The organism is Janthinobacterium sp. TB1-E2 (assembly GCF_036885605.1).
Lineage (GTDB): Bacteria > Pseudomonadota > Gammaproteobacteria > Burkholderiales > Burkholderiaceae_D > Janthinobacterium > Janthinobacterium aestuarii.
Genome location: NZ_CP142523.1, coordinates 2,540,564 through 2,556,415, shown reverse-complemented (window position 1 = coordinate 2,556,415; position 15,852 = coordinate 2,540,564). Strand labels below are relative to the sequence as shown.

General features: G+C 64.9%; 15 protein-coding genes. 5 read left to right on the top strand and 10 right to left on the bottom strand.

Annotated elements, in window-relative coordinates; translation table 11 throughout:
* The first annotated feature begins 1 nt into the window (after position 1).
* From malG to OPV09_RS11545, 4 genes are all read left to right on the top strand, one after another.
* Positions 2-892: a maltose ABC transporter permease MalG gene (gene malG, locus OPV09_RS11560; protein WP_034757081.1), complete on the top strand. Its 891-nt coding sequence runs from the start codon at positions 2-4 to the stop codon at positions 890-892.
* On the top strand, positions 850-2,529 hold the full coding sequence (locus OPV09_RS11555) for an alpha-amylase family glycosyl hydrolase (RefSeq protein ID WP_338681776.1): 1,680 nt from the start codon (positions 850-852) through the stop codon (positions 2,527-2,529). The genes malG and OPV09_RS11555 overlap by 43 nt, the downstream gene beginning before the upstream one ends.
* Complete coding sequence (locus tag OPV09_RS11550) at positions 2,526-3,437, top strand: carbohydrate kinase family protein (protein ID WP_338681774.1); 912 nt, start codon at positions 2,526-2,528, stop codon at positions 3,435-3,437. The genes OPV09_RS11555 and OPV09_RS11550 overlap by 4 nt, the downstream gene beginning before the upstream one ends.
* Positions 3,438-3,530: 93 nt before the next feature.
* Entirely contained in the window at positions 3,531-4,817 is a 1,287-nt protein-coding gene (locus OPV09_RS11545) for an O-acetylhomoserine aminocarboxypropyltransferase/cysteine synthase family protein (RefSeq protein ID WP_070218279.1), read from the top strand.
* Here OPV09_RS11545 and OPV09_RS11540 read toward each other — a convergent pair.
* The gene (locus OPV09_RS11540) at positions 4,814-5,623 is read right to left on the bottom strand and encodes an SDR family oxidoreductase (RefSeq protein WP_338681771.1); all 810 of its coding nucleotides are present in this window, start codon (positions 5,621-5,623) and stop codon (positions 4,814-4,816) included. The genes OPV09_RS11545 and OPV09_RS11540 overlap by 4 nt on opposite strands.
* Before the next feature lie 165 nt (positions 5,624-5,788).
* On the opposite strand from OPV09_RS11540, the gene OPV09_RS11535 reads away from it, so the two are divergent.
* Entirely contained in the window at positions 5,789-6,346 is a 558-nt protein-coding gene (locus OPV09_RS11535; protein WP_072454868.1) for a TetR/AcrR family transcriptional regulator, read from the top strand.
* Between the two features lie 78 nt (positions 6,347-6,424).
* On the opposite strand, the gene OPV09_RS11530 is transcribed toward OPV09_RS11535, so the two are convergent.
* From OPV09_RS11530 to OPV09_RS11490, 9 genes are all read right to left on the bottom strand, one after another.
* Positions 6,425-7,465: an AAA family ATPase gene (locus tag OPV09_RS11530; RefSeq protein ID WP_338681768.1), complete on the bottom strand. Its 1,041-nt coding sequence runs from the start codon at positions 7,463-7,465 to the stop codon at positions 6,425-6,427.
* Positions 7,462-8,841 (bottom strand): capsule biosynthesis protein CapK, encoded by a 1,380-nt coding sequence (locus OPV09_RS11525; RefSeq protein ID WP_338681766.1) that lies wholly within the window; start codon positions 8,839-8,841, stop codon positions 7,462-7,464. The genes OPV09_RS11530 and OPV09_RS11525 overlap by 4 nt, the downstream gene beginning before the upstream one ends.
* Positions 8,838-9,431 carry a hypothetical protein gene (locus OPV09_RS11520; protein ID WP_034757062.1) on the bottom strand — a complete coding sequence of 198 codons (594 nt, stop codon included), beginning with the start codon at positions 9,429-9,431 and terminating at the stop codon, positions 8,838-8,840. The genes OPV09_RS11525 and OPV09_RS11520 overlap by 4 nt, the downstream gene beginning before the upstream one ends.
* Positions 9,432-9,514: 83 nt before the next feature.
* On the bottom strand, positions 9,515-11,272 hold the full coding sequence (locus tag OPV09_RS11515; RefSeq protein ID WP_338681764.1) for a VWA domain-containing protein: 1,758 nt from the start codon (positions 11,270-11,272) through the stop codon (positions 9,515-9,517).
* Complete coding sequence (locus OPV09_RS11510) at positions 11,269-12,240, bottom strand: hypothetical protein (RefSeq protein ID WP_338681763.1); 972 nt, start codon at positions 12,238-12,240, stop codon at positions 11,269-11,271. Before OPV09_RS11510 ends, OPV09_RS11515 begins: the two co-directional genes overlap by 4 nt.
* A gap of 9 nt (positions 12,241-12,249) precedes the next feature.
* A complete protein-coding gene (locus OPV09_RS11505; protein WP_338681762.1) occupies positions 12,250-12,717 on the bottom strand; it encodes a hypothetical protein in 468 nt (155 codons plus the stop codon).
* Positions 12,714-14,294 carry an AAA family ATPase gene (locus OPV09_RS11500; RefSeq protein WP_338681761.1) on the bottom strand — a complete coding sequence of 527 codons (1,581 nt, stop codon included), beginning with the start codon at positions 14,292-14,294 and terminating at the stop codon, positions 12,714-12,716. Before OPV09_RS11500 ends, OPV09_RS11505 begins: the two co-directional genes overlap by 4 nt.
* A gap of 74 nt (positions 14,295-14,368) precedes the next feature.
* Complete coding sequence (locus OPV09_RS11495) at positions 14,369-14,968, bottom strand: glutathione S-transferase (RefSeq protein ID WP_338681758.1); 600 nt, start codon at positions 14,966-14,968, stop codon at positions 14,369-14,371.
* The gene (locus tag OPV09_RS11490) at positions 14,965-15,822 is read right to left on the bottom strand and encodes an alpha/beta hydrolase (protein ID WP_338681756.1); all 858 of its coding nucleotides are present in this window, start codon (positions 15,820-15,822) and stop codon (positions 14,965-14,967) included. Before OPV09_RS11490 ends, OPV09_RS11495 begins: the two co-directional genes overlap by 4 nt.
* Positions 15,823-15,852 lie beyond the last annotated feature (30 nt).

Sequence of the window (15,852 nt, the reverse complement as noted above, 5' to 3'; positions counted from 1 at the left end):
CATGGCTATCGTTGTCGACCGTTCCAACCGCTGGCGCATCCTGGCGGCCCACGTCGCCGTGATCGCGCTGATCGCGCTGGTGATGTTCCCCTTCCTGATGATCTTGTCGATCTCCCTGCGGCCCGGCAATTTCGCCTCGGGCAGCCTGATACCACCCGAGATCAGCTTCGAGCACTGGCGTTTGGCGCTGGGCATGTCCTACCAGGCGCCCAACGGTGCCCTCGTCGAACCGGATTTCCCTGTGCTGCTGTGGCTGTGGAATTCCATCAAGGTAGCCAGCATGAGCGCCACCGTCACCGTGCTGCTGTCGACCACCTGCGCGTATGCGTTCGCGCGCATGCAGTTCCGTTTCAAGTCGCAGACGCTGTCCGCGCTGATGCTGCTGCAGATGTTCCCCGCCGTGCTGGCCCTGGTGGCCATCTACGCCATCTTCGACGTGCTGGGCAGCTACGTGCCATGGCTGGGCATCGACCACCACGGCAGCCTGGTGCTGGCCTACACGGGCGGCATCGCCCTGCATATCTGGACCATCAAGGGCTACTATCAAACCATCCCCATCGAGATCGAGGAAGCGGCCAAGGTCGACGGCGCCACCCAATGGCAAGCGTTCGTCTACGTGCTGCTGCCGATGACGGTGCCCATCCTGATGGTGGTGTTCCTGCTGTCGTTCATCGGTGCCATCATCGAGTACCCGATCGCTTCCGTGCTGCTGCATGAACAGAACAACCTGACCCTGGCCGTCGGCTCGAAGCTGTTCCTGTACGAGCAAAAATACCTGTGGGGCGACTTCGCCGCGGCCGCCATCTTGTCCGGCCTGCCCATCACGGCCGTGTTCCTGCTGGCGCAAAAATGGATGATCTCCGGCCTGACGGCTGGCGGCGTGAAAGGCTGACCATGCGGCGCACCCTGACTACGCTGGCCGCCCTGCTGTTGTGCGCTTCGGCGCAGGCAGGGAGCTTTGCCGAGAATCCGATTGTCTACTTCGCCGTGACAGACCGTTTCGCCAACGGCAATCCCGGCAACGACCACAGTTATGGCCGCGCCGCCGACCCGCAAGGCGGCGACGTCGGCAGCTTCCACGGCGGCGACATCGCCGGCATCACGCAGAAGCTGAAGGCCGGCTATTTCAGGGAACTGGGCGTCAACGCCCTGTGGATCACGGCGCCGTACGAGCAGATACACGGCTGGGTGGTGGGCGGCAAACAGCAATTCCAGCACTACGCCTACCACGGCTACTGGGCGCTCGACTACACGACGATGGACGCCAACATGGGCACGCGCGAGGAATTGCGCGAAATGATCAACACGGCCCACGCGCAAGGCATCCGCGTGCTGTTCGACGTGGTGCTGAACCATCCCGGCTATGCGGACCTGCGCACCCTGGCGCAGTACAAGGTGCCCGTGCTGTGGCCCGGCCACGAAAAGGCCGTGCTGCGCGACTATCACAGCTTCATCGACTACAACAACTTCGCATTCGCGCAGTGGTGGGGTCCGGACTGGGTGCGCGCCGGCTTGCCCGGCTACCCCGACGGCGGCAAGGATGATTTCACGATGCAGCTGGCCTACCTGCCCGACTTCCGCACGGAAAGCGGCAAGGCCGTGGGCTTGCCTCCCATCCTGCAACGTAAAAGCGACACGCGCGCCGTGGCCCTGCCCGACACCACCGTACGCGGCTACCTTGTCCACTGGCTGGCCGACTGGGTGCGCGAATTCGGCGTCGACGGTTTCAGGGCCGACACCGTCAAGCACGTGGAGCCGGCCAGCTGGCTGGCGCTGCGCGCGGCGGCCACCGACGCACTGAAAGACTGGAAGGCGCGCCACCCGCAGCAGAAAATCGACGACGCACCATTCTGGATGACGGGCGAAGCATGGGGCCATGGCCCCGAGCGCAGCAGCTGGCATGACGCGGGATTCGACTCGATGATCAATTTCGATTTCCAGAATCGCGCGGGCGGCGACTGGAAAAGCATCGACGGCGTCTACCGCCAGTATGCGGGCTTGCTGAACAAAGCCTCGGGTCCCCGCTACGACATCCTGTCGTATATCTCGTCGCACGACACCAGCCTGTTCCCACGCGACCGGCTGAAACATGGCTTGAGCGCCCTGCTGCTGGCGCCGGGCGGCGTGCAGCTGTTCTACGGCGATGAAAGCGCGCGCCAGCCTGGCACGGCGCCTGTCGGCGACGAACAGCAGGCGACACGCTCCGACATGAACTGGAAGACGCTCGATGCGGCCACCCTGGCGCATGCACGCAAGCTGGGCCAGTTCCGGCTGCGCCACCCTGCCCTGGCGCGCGGCGAACACCGGTTCATCAACGACAAGCCATATGCGTTCGCCCGCGTGATGCAGGATGACGCCATCATCGCCGTGCCCGAAGCGCAAGGCGCGCTCGAACTGAAGGTACACGGCGTGTTCACCGATGGTACACAACTGCGCGACGCCTACACGCATCAAACTTATATCGTCAAGGAGGGTGCCGTCGCCGTGAACGCGGCCGGCGCCGTCCTGTTAGAAAAGGCAGCACCATGAGCAACTATGACATCTTAGTGGTCGGCGGCGCCGGCATCGACACGATCGTGCGCGTCGCCGACCTGCAACTGCCCGTCGCCGACTCCGTCCACGTGCCGCCCATCCGCGATTACGTGGCGCACACGGGCAATGGCGTGGCGCTCGGTTGCCACGCGCTGGGCTTGCGCTGCAAGTTCATCGACTTCATCGGCGACGATGCACAAGGCGCGGCCATCCTGCAGCGCTACAAGGAAGCCAAACTCGATTTCTCGCACATCGTCGAACCTTCGGGCACGCGGCGCAGCGTCAACCTCGTCGACCCGCAAGGACGCCGGCTGTCGCTGTATGACGGGCGCCACCCGGAAGACGTGCGCATGCCTGCCGCCTTCTATCTGCCCTACCTGGGACCGGCGCGCCACGCGCACTTTTCCATCATGGGCTGGGTGGCCCAGCTGTTTGACGATGCACTGACGTGCGGCACGACGGTATCGACCGACCTGCACGACTGGGATGGCGTCAACCCGCACCATAAAAAATTCGCACTGCGCGCCGACCTGGTCTTCCTCAGCACGGCGGCGCTGGGCGAGCGCCGGGACGACGTCATGCACGCGATTATTTCGGAAGGCCGCGCGCAGGCCGTCATCGCGATGGCGGGCGCGGATGGGGCCTACCTGCTGGAACGGAACGGCGCGTCCGTGCGCCACTATCCGACGGCGGGCTTGACGCTGCCCGTGGTGGACACGAATGGCGCCGGCGACTCGTTTGTCGCCGCCTTTTTGCATGCCTGGCTCGATGGTGCAGGCATCGACGCCGCCATGCGCCGCGGCGCCATCGGCGGCGCGTTTGCCTGCGCCCAGCATGGCACGCATGAACGTTTCATCGGACCGGCGGAGCTGCATGACTTATATCAAGACCGCACTAGCTTATGACTTAATATTCTATCAAGCGTAGCAACGCGCTAATGGTCGCATGGCACAATGGCTGCGGATTTCACCACACAGACTATTGAAACCGGAGACCACATGAGAATCGAAACCCTGGCCGTGCACGCCGGCTATACCCCCGACCCGACCACCAAGGCGGCCGCCGTCCCCATTTACCAGACGGTGGCCTACGCCTTCGACAATGCCCAGCATGGCGCCGACCTGTTCGACCTCAAGGTGGCAGGCAATATCTATACGCGCATCATGAACCCCACGCAAGACGTGCTGGAAAAACGGGTCGCCGCGCTGGAAGGCGGCGTGGCCGCGCTGGCCGTGGCGTCGGGCATGGCGGCCATCACCTATGCGATCCAGACGATTGCCGAAGCGGGCGACAATTTCATCTCCGCCAGCCAGCTGTATGGCGGCACCTACAACCTGTTTGCCCACACCCTGCCGCAGATCGGCATCGAAGTGCGCTTCGCCGACGCGCGCCAGCCGGAGACCTTCGCCGCCCTGATCGATGCGCGCACCAAGGCCATCTTCTGCGAATCGATCGGCAACCCGCTGGGCAATGTCACCGATGTGGCGAAACTGGCCGAGATCGCGCATGCGCACGGCATCCCGCTGATCGTCGATAACACGGTGCCCAGCCCCTATCTGTTCCGCCCCATCGAGCATGGCGCCGACATCGTCGTCCATTCACTGACCAAATACCTGGGCGGTCACGGCACCACCGTGGGCGGCGCCATCGTCGACAGCGGCAAATTCCCGTGGGCCGAGCACAAGGAACGCTTCAAGCGCTTGAACGAGCCGGACGTGTCGTATCACGGCGTCGTCTACACGGAAGCGTTCGGCCCCGCCGCCTTCATCGGCCGCGCGCGCGTCGTCCCGCTGCGCAACATGGGTGCCGCGATTTCCCCCTTGAGCGCGTTCCAGCTGATCCAGGGCATCGAGACCCTGGCCCTGCGCATGGACCGCATCTGCGACAACACGCTGGCACTGGCCAAACACCTGAAACAGCATCCGAAGGTCGCGTGGGTCAATTACGCGGGCCTGGAAGACCACCCGGACCACGCGCTGGTGAAAAAATACATGCACGGCCGCGCCTCGGGCATCTTGTCCTTCGGCCTGAAACTGGCGGCTGGCGAGGATCCGCGCGCGGCAGGCGCCCGCGTGCTCGACGCCCTGCAGCTGTTCACGCGCCTGGTCAATATCGGCGACGCCAAGTCGCTGGCCACGCATCCGGCGTCCACCACGCACCGCCAGCTCAATCCCGAGGAACTGGCCAAGGCGGGCGTGTCGGAAGACATGCTGCGCCTGTCCGTGGGCATCGAGCATATCGACGACTTGCGCGAAGACCTGGAGCAGGCGCTCAACGCCGCTTAATCGCTGGCTTTGACGCCATAGCGCGATGCCGGCTTGCCGCGCATCGCGCCCGCGAACAGGGCCAGGCGGGCCGCATCGAACTGCTCCCACAAGACCTGGTCTTCCACCGAAGGCAAGGTCACCAGCTCGCCCTGGTCCAGGCCCGCCAGCGCCGCATCGACGCAGTCTTCCGCGCGCATGATGGTCGCCTGGTCCAGCTGCGACAGCGGCACGCCGCTCAATTCCCAGATTTCCGTCGCCGTCGACGCGGGCAGCACCAGCTGCACCGTGATGCCCGTGCCGGCCAGTTCCTGCTGCAAGCCCCGCGTGAAATTCATCACATAGCCCTTGGTGGCGCTGTAGATCGTGCTGACGGGCAGGATGTGGAAGGACAGCACGGAGCCGATGTTGATGATGGTGCCCCGGTTGCGCTGCTTGAACTGCGGCAGCACGGCGTACGTCAGTTGCGCCAGCGCCGCCACGTTGACCTGGTCCATCGCGGCGATACCCTCGCGTGGCGAGTCCACGACGGCGCCCAGGGTCGAGACACCCGCGTTATTCACCAGCATGGTGATGGCTGGGTTGCTGGCCAGTTCTTCGACCACGCGCTGCAGGTCGGCCGGTGCGGCCAGATCGGCCGCCATGGCGCGCACGGCCACGCCATATTTTTCCGCCAGCGAGGCAGCCAGGGTGCCCAGGCGCTCGACCCGGCGCGCCACGAGGATCAAATCGAAGCCGCGCGCGGCCAGGCGGTCCGCATACACGGCGCCCAGGCCGGACGAGGCGCCGGTGATGAGGGCCGTGCCTTGGGTAGTAACTGCATTCATGATCATTCCTTCTTGAGTATGGGGTGGGTTGAGGCCATCAAACATGATAGCCATCATGCTTCAACACATTAAATATGACGGTCATCATGTTTAATGTGTTGAAGCATGACGAACATCATGTATGATGTCAACCATTATTTTTTGAATCGCGATCAGGAGCTTGCCATGCGTTATCCCGCCGAAGAAACCGCCGAAAAGCACCAGCGCATCCTGACGCAGGCGGCGCGGCTATTCCGTGAAAAGGGTTACGACGGCGTCAGCGTGGGGCAGATCATGCAGGCGACGGGACTCACGCACGGCCCCTTCTACAACCATTTCGCCTCGAAGGAAGCGCTGATGGCGGAAAGCACCCTGCACGGTTCGGAACACTCGCGCGTGGCGCTCGATGCGGCGACCATCAGCCCGGAAGCGATGCGCCAGTACGTGCGCGATTACGTGAGCGCAGCCCACCGCGACGCACCGGGCGATGGCTGTCTGCTGGCGGCGCTGGCGGGCGACGCGCGCAAGCAGCCTGCCGTGCGCCCTGCCTTCACCTTCCACCTGAAGTCCATCATCGGCAAGCTGGCAGCGCATTTCCCGTGGAAAAAGAAAAACCATGCGCGGCAGGACGCCATCGTCATGCTGTCGGCCATGGTGGGCGCCGTGGCGCTGGCGCGCGCCGTCGACGATGAAGCGTTTTCCGATGAAATCCTGAAAGCCGTGAACACAGCTTTTACGACGTAGGTCGGATTAGCGGCGCAGCCGCGTAATCCGACAACATTGTTGACGTATGTGGTGATGTCGGATTACGGCCCTTCGGGCCTAATCCGACCTACGCGCAAGCAACTGGGCGACTTGCCTGACCCTCTCGGCCACCGTGCCTGACACATTGACATAGACAATCCCCCGCCGCGCCAGTTCGGCCTGGTACCACGCATGCTGGCGCGCACGGAAATCCTCGTCGCGGCGCGTGCCATCCTGGATGAAGGGAAAATCGGGGGCGCACAGCAGCACCAGGTCGTAGCGGTGTTCGGCCAGCTGCGCCAGTTCCTGTTCGGCCTTGCCGAACATCTCGACGCAGTAGAAATACGTGGTCATGGGCGAGGTGTCGCAAAACAGCCAGCGCCGCGCGGCCAACAGCGCCTGCGCTTCGCGGCGCAGCTGTTCCCGGCCGATCTTCAGCAGATCATCATAAACCAAAATACCATCCTGACTTTCCCACAATTCGCGGCCATACTCGGCCACCCAGGCCGTCTCGAAATGCGCCGCCAGCGCGGCCGTCAAGGTGGTCTTGCCGCTCGATTCGCCACCGAGCACGCACACGCGCGTGACAAAATCGGCGCGCACAATCGGCGACAGGAAGGCGCTGTGCGCATGCGGATCTTGCCGCGCCACGGTGCCGGACACGGGCACCAACGTTCTCGCCTGGTCCACGCTCACGTGGGCCACCGGCCCGCTCGCATAATGCCGTTCCAGCACCCGCGCGAAGCCGGGGCCGTAATCTTCGCTGGTAAACACGGCATCGACAGGCAGTTCCAGCACCGTCCAGCACAACCAGCCCATGAAGTGGCGATGCAGCTCGCCATCGTCGTCGTTATGCGGCAGCGAGCGCGCAGGCACGCCGCGCGCCGCACACAGGGCAGCCAGGCGCGCATCGTCCAGTACGACGATCTGCGCCTGCGGGAACTGCGCGCGCAGCCAGCGTTCCCGGCGCGTCGGCTCGCAGCCGGGAAATTCAGGTTTCGTGTAGCTGACCACCAGCAGTTCTTCGCTGGCGTCTTGCGCACGATGAATCAACAGTTCGTGGCCTTGGTGCAGCGGGCAGAATTTGCCGACCACGAGACCGCGCTTGTAAAGGTTCATGCTGCCGCTTCCTGCAAATCCGAGGTGTATTGAATGATCTTGTCTTCCGCCAGCAAAGTCTCGACCGTGATGGCGCCGAAAAAAGGCGCGAGCAAGGCGCGCGCCCGGTCAGCCTGCGGCATGGCGCCCGGCGCCAGGCGCAGTGCGATGGCGCCATCGCCATGCTGGTGCACGCCGAACAGGGCGATGGCCAGCGGTTTCAGGGCGTGGGTGATGTCGATATTATTGATCCATTCGCCGTTGACCGTGCGATAGCGCAAAGGGCTGCGTCCCGCCAGCCCCACCAGCACGGGGCCGTGCGGGCCATGCGCCAGCGAAGCGTAGTCGCCCGTGCGGTAGCGCACGAGGGGCAGGCAGAAATTGAAGCCGCCCGTCACCGTGATTTCGCCGCGCGCGCCCTCGGGCACGGGCTGGCCCGCAGCATCGAGGATTTCCACGTACAGCCGGTGCTGCAGCAGTACATGCCCGCCCGCCTGTTCGTCGTAGACGGCGACGGGCCCCACTTCATTGAGCGAATAGATGTCGAGCACGGGGCAGCCGAAACGCGCTTCCAGGCGCGCGCGCATGCCGGGCAACAGCATCATCGACACAGACATCAGCGCGGCCGGCTTGTGCGCCATGGGCAGGGCCAGCAGTTCGGCAAACGAGATGGGGTCGCCCGCGATCAGCTCCGGCGCCATGGCGTCCAGGTAGCGCGCGCGGTCGTCAGGGTCGCGCCAGTCGTCCACGTGCAGATTGATCTTCGCCAGGCCCGATTCATGCATCGTCGGCGTGACGGAGACATAGGTGAAGCAGCTGCGCTGGTGCCCCAGCAGCATCACGCCCACCTGTCCCGCTCCATGGCGCAGGGTCACGCCGAAGCGGCGCAGCGCGCGCTTGTGGAAGGCCAGGTAACGGCCCGCCACCAGCGGGTGCGAAGCGATCAGCAGCGGATGGCCCGTGGTGCCCGTCGTCTGGAAGTTGATCATGCGCGCCAGGTCCGCATCGTCGGGCACGAAGGCGGCGATGTCGTGCGCCAGCTCGGCGCGGCTGATGGGCGCCACGTCCGCGAGACGCGCGGGTGGCGAGCCGCAGGCGCGGTAATGCGGCACGGTGGCATAGACGGTCCTGAGAAAATCGGCCAGCCAGGGCGGCGGCGCATCGGCGCCCCAAGCGACTACCGCGTCCATGACTTCCTGCTCGTAGGTGCGCAGTGATTCCACCTCCGCTGCCAGCAGCTTGTTGCCGCTGCGGTTGCGGTAGACAGGGGCGCTAGGATGATTGCGCAAGTGCGCCAGCATGCGCGCGCCCGCCGGCGTCAGGGTGGGACAGTAGTCGCGGTCCGATTCCCAGGCGCCGCCAGGCAGGTTGACGTCAGGTTTGCCAGCGAGCGTCATTCGCGCGACCACTTGTCGGCCGATTCCTCGGCCGCCTTCTTCGCCAGCGCTTCGCGGATTTCACGCGCGCGCTGCTCGGCCAGCCGGCTCGCTTCGAGCAGGCGGCGGCGTTCCGTGCCGCTGATGGCGGACAATCTGTCCGTCGCCTGCGCCACGCTTTCGTCGCGGGGCCGAAAACCGAGGCGCGCCAGCACGATGCGCGCCAGTTCCTCGCGCCGCTCGGGGTCTTGCGTGAACTGGTGGGCCGGCGTGGCAGCGGCCAGTTCGCGTGCCGCCTCGCCCAGCACCTGCAGCAAGGCTGGCTGCGGCAATTGCTGGCCGGTGAACCAGTCGTCGGCCAGCAGCCAGCACACGATCATGGCCAGCGCCAGCCGGTTGCGGTCCGCCTTCACCTGCGCGCCGATAAACCCGTGCAGGGACGCGGCCGGCGCACGGGCGCCATGCAGCAGCAAAATGTCGTTGACGAGCGCGGCAACGGCCACGGCCTGCGCATTGGCGACGCCGGCAATGCGGGGCTCGGCGAGGAATTCGACGGGCGTGTCGGCCAGGCGGTGGGTCAGGGTTTCGAGGTGGGGACCAGAGATATTCATGGGCCTTTTCTTAATACAGTGATGCGCAAATTTAGCCCCAAAAGCAAAGGCTGGGGTCAGACCCGGCGGGTCTGACCCCGGATTTAAACATAGTGGCGCCGGCTGAACGCCCGTGCAAAGTCCAGCAAGTCCTCGTAGCGCTCGACGGCGTGGATATCCCAGCCCTGCTCGCGGCGCGCGCGCTTCAAGTCGTCATAGGTTTTCTGCAGCCACTTGTTAGCCGCCGCGCCCTCCCATTCGCGCTCCAGGTTCAGGGCCATGGTGCCGCCCGCGCCCCCCTGCGCCAGCGCCTTGGCGGAAATATCCCAGCCGCTGTTGCCCAGTTCATCGTTGTCGAACATCGTGGTGATGCCATCGTCGGAAATCATCAAAATGTGCGCGGGCCGTTCGCGCTTTGCCGCATAGGTCTGGCGCAGGCGGTGGATGGGGAAGCATGTGCCGCCGCCGAAAAACTCCGTCAGCACGCCCAGGATCATGTCTTCATCGCGCACGAAACCCGGCGTTTGCATCACCTCGTTCTTGCCGCTCCACAGGGTCACCTGCACTTTCGCGCCGGCGCGCAAGGCCGATAGCGCGATGACGGCGCCAGCCAGTGTCAAAAACGAGGTATGCGCCTGCGGGTTCGGCATGGAACCGGAACTGTCCACGTACATATCGAGGTCGACGGGCACGGCGTCGATGGCGCGCGCCGGTTCGCGGCCATACACGCGGCGCACGGTGGTCACGCCCGGCACGGGGCGTGGCGACTGCATCACCGATTGCAGCCAGTCGATGTCTTCGAGCGGGTCACCGATTTCCCACGGTTCCAGCCCTTCCATCTGCGGTTCCTGCGATTCGGGCGCGGGGCGGCTGGGGAACGCCACCAGGTGCGGCAAGGCCCGCTCGCGGTAATAGCGGATGGCGATTTCATGGTCGCTCAGGTCCACGCCCGACGCCTTTAGAATGTCGCCCAGCTCGAACGGTTCGCGCAGCTGGCCGCCGCCCTGCCTGGCCGCCGGCTCGGCAGGCGGCTCATCCCCATCGAGGCCCGAGATGCGCTTGTCGTGCACGGGATGGATGGCACCGTCCTCCTCGTCATCCTCGATCTGCTGCGCGCCATACGTCTGGCAGCCACGGGCCGCATCGCGCGTGTCGAGCAGATAGCGGCTCGGGCTCAGAGCGTCCGTGTCTTCCACCAGGTAAGGCAGCAGCAAGGTGGCGAAGCGGCCCGCCGCCAGCATCCAGTCGTTCGCATACACGCGTATCAGGCGCGCACCAAGCCAGGCGTCCGTGTCCAGCCGTTCGTCAGCCTCGCCGCCGCCCAGCTCACCCTTTTCCAGCTGCCACAGGTTTTCATAGATGCGCATGTACAGGGTCCATACACCGCCGCTGGCCTTGGCGTCCACAGAGCGTCCCTGCTCAAGCTTGCGGTAGATATCGGCCATGCGCAGGTTCGCCTGGCGCTGCAAACGGTCGTTGATGAACAGGTCCGTGTACAGATTGGCCACCATGGGCGCGTGCTGCTCCAGGGTCGGCAAGGCGCGGCGCATGCGCGCCAGCAGACGGAACTGGTCGCTTGCGCTGCCCGGCGCGAGGATATGGTGGCCGATTTCATGGGCAAGCACTTCCAGCGCATAGTCTTGCAGGCCCAGCTCCGTCACCAGCGGCAAGTCCACCACGACGCTCTGGTCCAGCAAGCGGATCATGGCGAAGCTGCCGGACAAGCCCTGCTTGCTGGCTTCGACGCGGCTGGCGCACAGGTTCGGGTCGCGCAAGCGCGTAAATTTGCTCCACACGGCCAGGGCCTCGGGCCAGGCGGCGCGCCAGCTGTCGATCAGTACCGTGTCGGCGGTCGTCTTCATGCGAGCGGCAGCAGGCGGATCGCGTGCGTCCACGGCGACGTGATGGCGAGCGTGTGCGCATTCGCGGCAAGCGCGATGTCGCCGGCCGGCAGGTCGAGCGCGATACTGCGCGCGCCGACGTGCACGGTCGCCCCATCGAGACGCACGGACGATGGCATGCCGGTAGTGGCCTGCTCATACTCCTGCGCCGTGGCGCTGTGCAGCACGGCGCCATAGGCGTCGGCCACCAGCAGGTAATGGCGCTCGGCGCTGCGCACGACAAAACCGTCGTTTGTTGCACGCACCTGCGGCGGCGTGCCGAAGTCGCCACCGAGGCCGCTGAAGCTGCCGAACTCCCTGCCCTCTGGATTGCCGCGCCAGGGATAGTCCAGCAACTGCGCATGCACTTGCGGCCATTGCGCACCCGGCTCGCCAAACGCGGCCAGCGCCAGCGCGGGCGGCAAGGTGTCGGCGGCGGCCAGCGCGCCCTGGCGGAAATGCGCGACGCCGGCGCGCCAGGCCAGCACCTGGCCCATGGCGCGCAGCTGCGCGACGCTGCCGACTTGCGGCGCCACGGCGGCCAGCTCGCACTGCCACTGCGCGGGCCGCGCGCCAGCCACAGAGGCGATGTGGATGGCGGCGTTGCTGAGCATGCCCAGCACGTCGACGGGGGCCGTCGCCAGCAGCGGAGCAAACAACGGCGCCAGTTCGCACCACACGGTATTGAGGAACGGGTTTTTCGCCGCGGGGCCGGCCAGGCCGTGGCCCACCAGTTCCAGTGCCATGTCATAGGCGGCCAGGGTGGCGCCGCCCACGCGCTCGGGCGCAGCGGCGGCCACGGCCAGCACCAGCGGATCGACGCCGTCGTGCAAGAAGGCGCCGAAGGCGGCCATGTCGAGCGAGGGGAAACGCCGGCGCGCTTCCGCCGCGCGCGCATTGAACTGGGCGCGGCCGCTGGCAAGTATCGAGGCGAAGGCAGGAGAAATCATCGCAGCCTTTCAGTCGCTGTGCGACAAGTGCAGCAGATAGCGTTCGCCATCACGCTCGAACGCGATCTCGTCCCAGTGGATCGCGTACCACATTGGCGGCGTCATCGTCACGGCGTGCAGGGAAAATCCACCGAGCGCGTCGTCGATCGATTCCATGAAGGAGGCCACCAGCTGCGCGCGGAAGCGCCCCGGTGGCGCCGCCTGCATGTGCCGCGACGAGAAAAACCAGCGCTGGCACACCTGCTCCAGCTGCGCGCGCCCGCACGGCACCGTCTTGATGTGCCACAGCGCGGCCCGCAAATCGCGCGCGGGGGCGATGACGTGCAAGGCATGATCTTCCACGCGCAAGCCCAGCGCCGTGGCGAGATCGGGCGCATCGGGCAGGCGCCGCAGCTCGTAGCTCGCGCACAGGTCGCTCGCTTCGCCATTGAGCAGGGCCAGCGCTTCCAGGAAGCCTTGACAACGCAGGACGCTCATTGCGAACGCAGCCAGCTGCGGTAGTTGGTATAGCGCTGGTGCAGGTACTTGAGCTTCAACAGGTCGTCGTACAGGGGACCATACAGTTTTCTCCCCTTCGTGCGTTCGGCGATCAGCTTTTCGATGCGGTTCAAACGCGCCAGGGTTTCGCGTTCGCTGACGCCGTCGAGGCCCAGGTCGAATTCGGCCGACAGCACGCCGACAGGATCGTCGCGGTCCAGGTCCAGGCGGTTGAATTCATCATTCGACAGGTCGAACAAACGGCGCAGCCAGCCCAGTCTGTCGCTGCGGTAGGCGGCGTTTTCCGGCAGCGCGAAAAATGGCGCGTCCGGGTCCGGCTGCAGCTTGTTATGCAGGACGAATGGCAGCACCTGGCGCAAGTCTTCCAGCTCCACCTCGCCATTGCCGCGGAAATACGCCATTGCCTTGGCGTAGATCATCAGCGCCATCAGGGTGCGCACGGAGATGCCGTTCAAGGTCTGGCAGCCCAGGTCTTTCAGGCGGTCACGCCCATTGTCGGCCGCCTGCGCCTGCCCCCGGTCGGCGCCGGCCAGGCGAGCCGTGTCCTTGGTCATGTATTCGAACTGGCCGCCGGCCGTCTCGAACAGCTCGAACTGGCTGGCGAAGAATTCCAGGCGCCGGCGCACGGCGTCGGGGATACCCACCTGGCGGATCGCTTCGCCGATCTGGTCCACCTCCCCTTCCGTGAAGATGATATCGGGCGGCACCAGCTCTTCGGGGCGCACGTTTTCTTCCACGCGCAGCAGCAGTTCATTTAAAAAACGCGGATTGAAAGCGAGCGCCTGCACCGTCACGTCGACCCGGTCGCGCAGCGCCTCGATCACCTGGTAGGTGCCGCCGCCCTGGTCGTCGTTGGCCGTCAGATACCAGGCCGCTTCCGGGCATTCGTAAATATGGTTCAGCACTTCCGCGTAATTGTCGCCCATGACAGTGAGCAGCGCGCTTTGCGTGCGCGTAGGGATGCGGTTGTATTCATCGACGATTTTCACGCGCATGCCCAGCCAGGCGCGCCAGGCGATGCGGATATCGTCCATGCTTTGCGCGTTCACCAGATCGGCGGGCAGCGGATTGCCCAGCAAATCGGCCACCGTCATCTGCGGGTGGCCATGCTGCATGGCGCGTTTGACTTCCTTGACGGTGGAGCCGGCCAGAACGCCCATCAGCAAGGCGCTGGCCGTCTTGCCCCGCCCCGGCCCGCCGACGAACAGGCATTTGCGGCGCGTGGCGAACGTCAGCAACGGCAGCAGAATGAAACTGGAATAGCTTTGCGCCGACGGCAAATTCAGGGTGCGGCGGCTATCGCCCACGGAATACGTCTGCGACGGGCCGTCGTTGTATTCGATATCGTAATGGGGACTGATGATGGCGTGGTTGACGATCCAGAAGTAGGCCTGGCGCAGCTTTTCATCGAAAGGCCGCGCTTGCGTCTCGCCTTCCGCTCCCAGCGCGATGGGTCCCTGGTACAGGTCGGCCACGTCGAACTGCCGCGCAACGGGCGCGGACTTGGGTTTGGTGGGGGCCTGGGACAGGCGCTGGAACAGATTAAAAGACGGCATGGCAATACTCTTCCGTTAAGGAAATGAAATTATTGCACAAGCCGCCTGCAATGACCGGTTCGGATGAAAGCAGATTAGCCCGCCATCGGCGTAGCCAGAAACACCGGCTGCCGCTCGGCCTGCGCCGTCAGCGCGGCCACGGCCGGATAGTCGCCGGCCGCCATCACGTCGGGCACCATCTGCTGAGCAAAACTCCAGGCCACCGCAATGGTGATGCCGGCAATACTCAGGCAGTCCGGCGCCTCTTCGCGCAATGACGCTTCCAGCTGCCGCCAGGCGCCATGCAATTGCAGCTGGATCCGGTCCAGCCAGGGCTGGTGCTGTTTTTCCTGCGGGCGCAAGCGCCGCTCATAGACGATCTGCACGGCCTTGTCGCAGGCCGCCAAAGCATAGCTGGTCTGGCACAGCGCGCGCAGGCGTGCAGGCTCCGGCCTGATGCGGGGAGCATGCTGGGCCAGCGCCTCCAGATATGCGAGGATCAAGGTCGAGTCCATCAGCACCTGGCCGTCGCCGGTGACCAGGGTCGGTACTTTGACGGCAGGATTGATCGCTTGTACCTGGTCGAAATCGGAAAACACCGACAGGGGCCGGTGTTCATATTCCAGGCCCAGCACTTTCATGCCAATGGCAACGCGCCTGACGTAAGGCGAATCGAGCATTCCGATCAATATCATGGTCCCCTCCTCTCCATCTGATGAATAAACGCGATCACTTGTGCCGCGACGGCCGCTGGCGCATCTTCCATCAGGAAGTGCCCGGCCTCGTCAAACAGGTGCAAGGTGGCGCCGGGAATATCGCGCTGCAGGCGATGGCCATACGCGACCGGCTGCCACTCGTCCTGCTTGCCCCATAAGACCTGTACCGGCAAGGTCAACTGCGGCAGTTTTTCGGTAAAGTCCATCGTATGGCAGGCGTTATAGTGCGCCACCTGGTGCTGGTAAAACGAGGGCTGCCCCACCACGCCGCACAGCGGCTCCAGGTAACACCGCAAAAGCTCGCCCTGCATCGTGTCCTTGTGAAAAACGGCCATGCCCAGCTGGCGCGCCATCGTGGCGCGATGCTCGCTGGCCGGCATCAAAGCATACCGGGCGAAGTCATCGCGCAGATGCTTCCAGGTAGGCGATGGCCAGGAATCGTAGCTGGGCGCGTCGGCGATGCTCAAGCTGCGCAGGCGCGCCGCATGGTCGAACGCCAGGCGCAGTGCAATGGCGCCGCCGATATCGTGGCCGAACAAGTGGGTGGTCGGCAGTTGCCAGTGGTCGAGCAAGGCAGCCAGCAAGGTCACCTGCGCCGCTACCGAGGTGTCGGCTTCGACGGGCCGCTCGGATCGTCCGAAGCCCAGCAAGTCATACAGGTGCACGTGGAAACCGGCATCGACGAACAGCGGCACCAGTTCGCGCCAGATAATGCTGTGCGCCGGCGTGCCATGTACCAGCACCAGCGGCGTGCCTGCGCCATGGATGCCGGTGGCGATACGCTGGCCGTGGATCAGGGCGTGGCCATTCAACAGCGGTTCTTGACTCCTCATCAGATGTCCTTTTGTTTGCAGAACCTGCAG

Excerpts from the sequence above, each read along its gene's own strand:
- malG (WP_034757081.1), top strand. The coding sequence starts at position 2 with ATGGCTATCGTTGTCGACCGTTCCAACCGCTGGCGCATCCTGGCGGCC.
- OPV09_RS11535 (WP_072454868.1), top strand. The coding sequence starts at position 5,789 with ATGCGTTATCCCGCCGAAGAAACCGCCGAAAAGCACCAGCGCATCCTG.
- OPV09_RS11495 (WP_338681758.1), bottom strand. The coding sequence starts at position 14,968 with ATGATATTGATCGGAATGCTCGATTCGCCTTACGTCAGGCGCGTTGCC.
- OPV09_RS11540 (WP_338681771.1), bottom strand. The coding sequence starts at position 5,623 with ATGAATGCAGTTACTACCCAAGGCACGGCCCTCATCACCGGCGCCTCG.
- OPV09_RS11530 (WP_338681768.1), bottom strand. The coding sequence starts at position 7,465 with ATGAACCTTTACAAGCGCGGTCTCGTGGTCGGCAAATTCTGCCCGCTG.
- OPV09_RS11550 (WP_338681774.1), top strand. The coding sequence starts at position 2,526 with ATGAGCAACTATGACATCTTAGTGGTCGGCGGCGCCGGCATCGACACG.
- OPV09_RS11490 (WP_338681756.1), bottom strand. The coding sequence starts at position 15,822 with ATGAGGAGTCAAGAACCGCTGTTGAATGGCCACGCCCTGATCCACGGC.
- OPV09_RS11525 (WP_338681766.1), bottom strand. The coding sequence starts at position 8,841 with ATGACGCTCGCTGGCAAACCTGACGTCAACCTGCCTGGCGGCGCCTGG.
- OPV09_RS11555 (WP_338681776.1), top strand. The coding sequence starts at position 850 with ATGGATGATCTCCGGCCTGACGGCTGGCGGCGTGAAAGGCTGACCATG.
- OPV09_RS11545 (WP_070218279.1), top strand. The coding sequence starts at position 3,531 with ATGAGAATCGAAACCCTGGCCGTGCACGCCGGCTATACCCCCGACCCG.
- OPV09_RS11510 (WP_338681763.1), bottom strand. The coding sequence starts at position 12,240 with ATGATTTCTCCTGCCTTCGCCTCGATACTTGCCAGCGGCCGCGCCCAG.
- OPV09_RS11500 (WP_338681761.1), bottom strand. The coding sequence starts at position 14,294 with ATGCCGTCTTTTAATCTGTTCCAGCGCCTGTCCCAGGCCCCCACCAAA.
- OPV09_RS11505 (WP_338681762.1), bottom strand. The coding sequence starts at position 12,717 with ATGAGCGTCCTGCGTTGTCAAGGCTTCCTGGAAGCGCTGGCCCTGCTC.
- OPV09_RS11515 (WP_338681764.1), bottom strand. The coding sequence starts at position 11,272 with ATGAAGACGACCGCCGACACGGTACTGATCGACAGCTGGCGCGCCGCC.
- OPV09_RS11520 (WP_034757062.1), bottom strand. The coding sequence starts at position 9,431 with ATGAATATCTCTGGTCCCCACCTCGAAACCCTGACCCACCGCCTGGCC.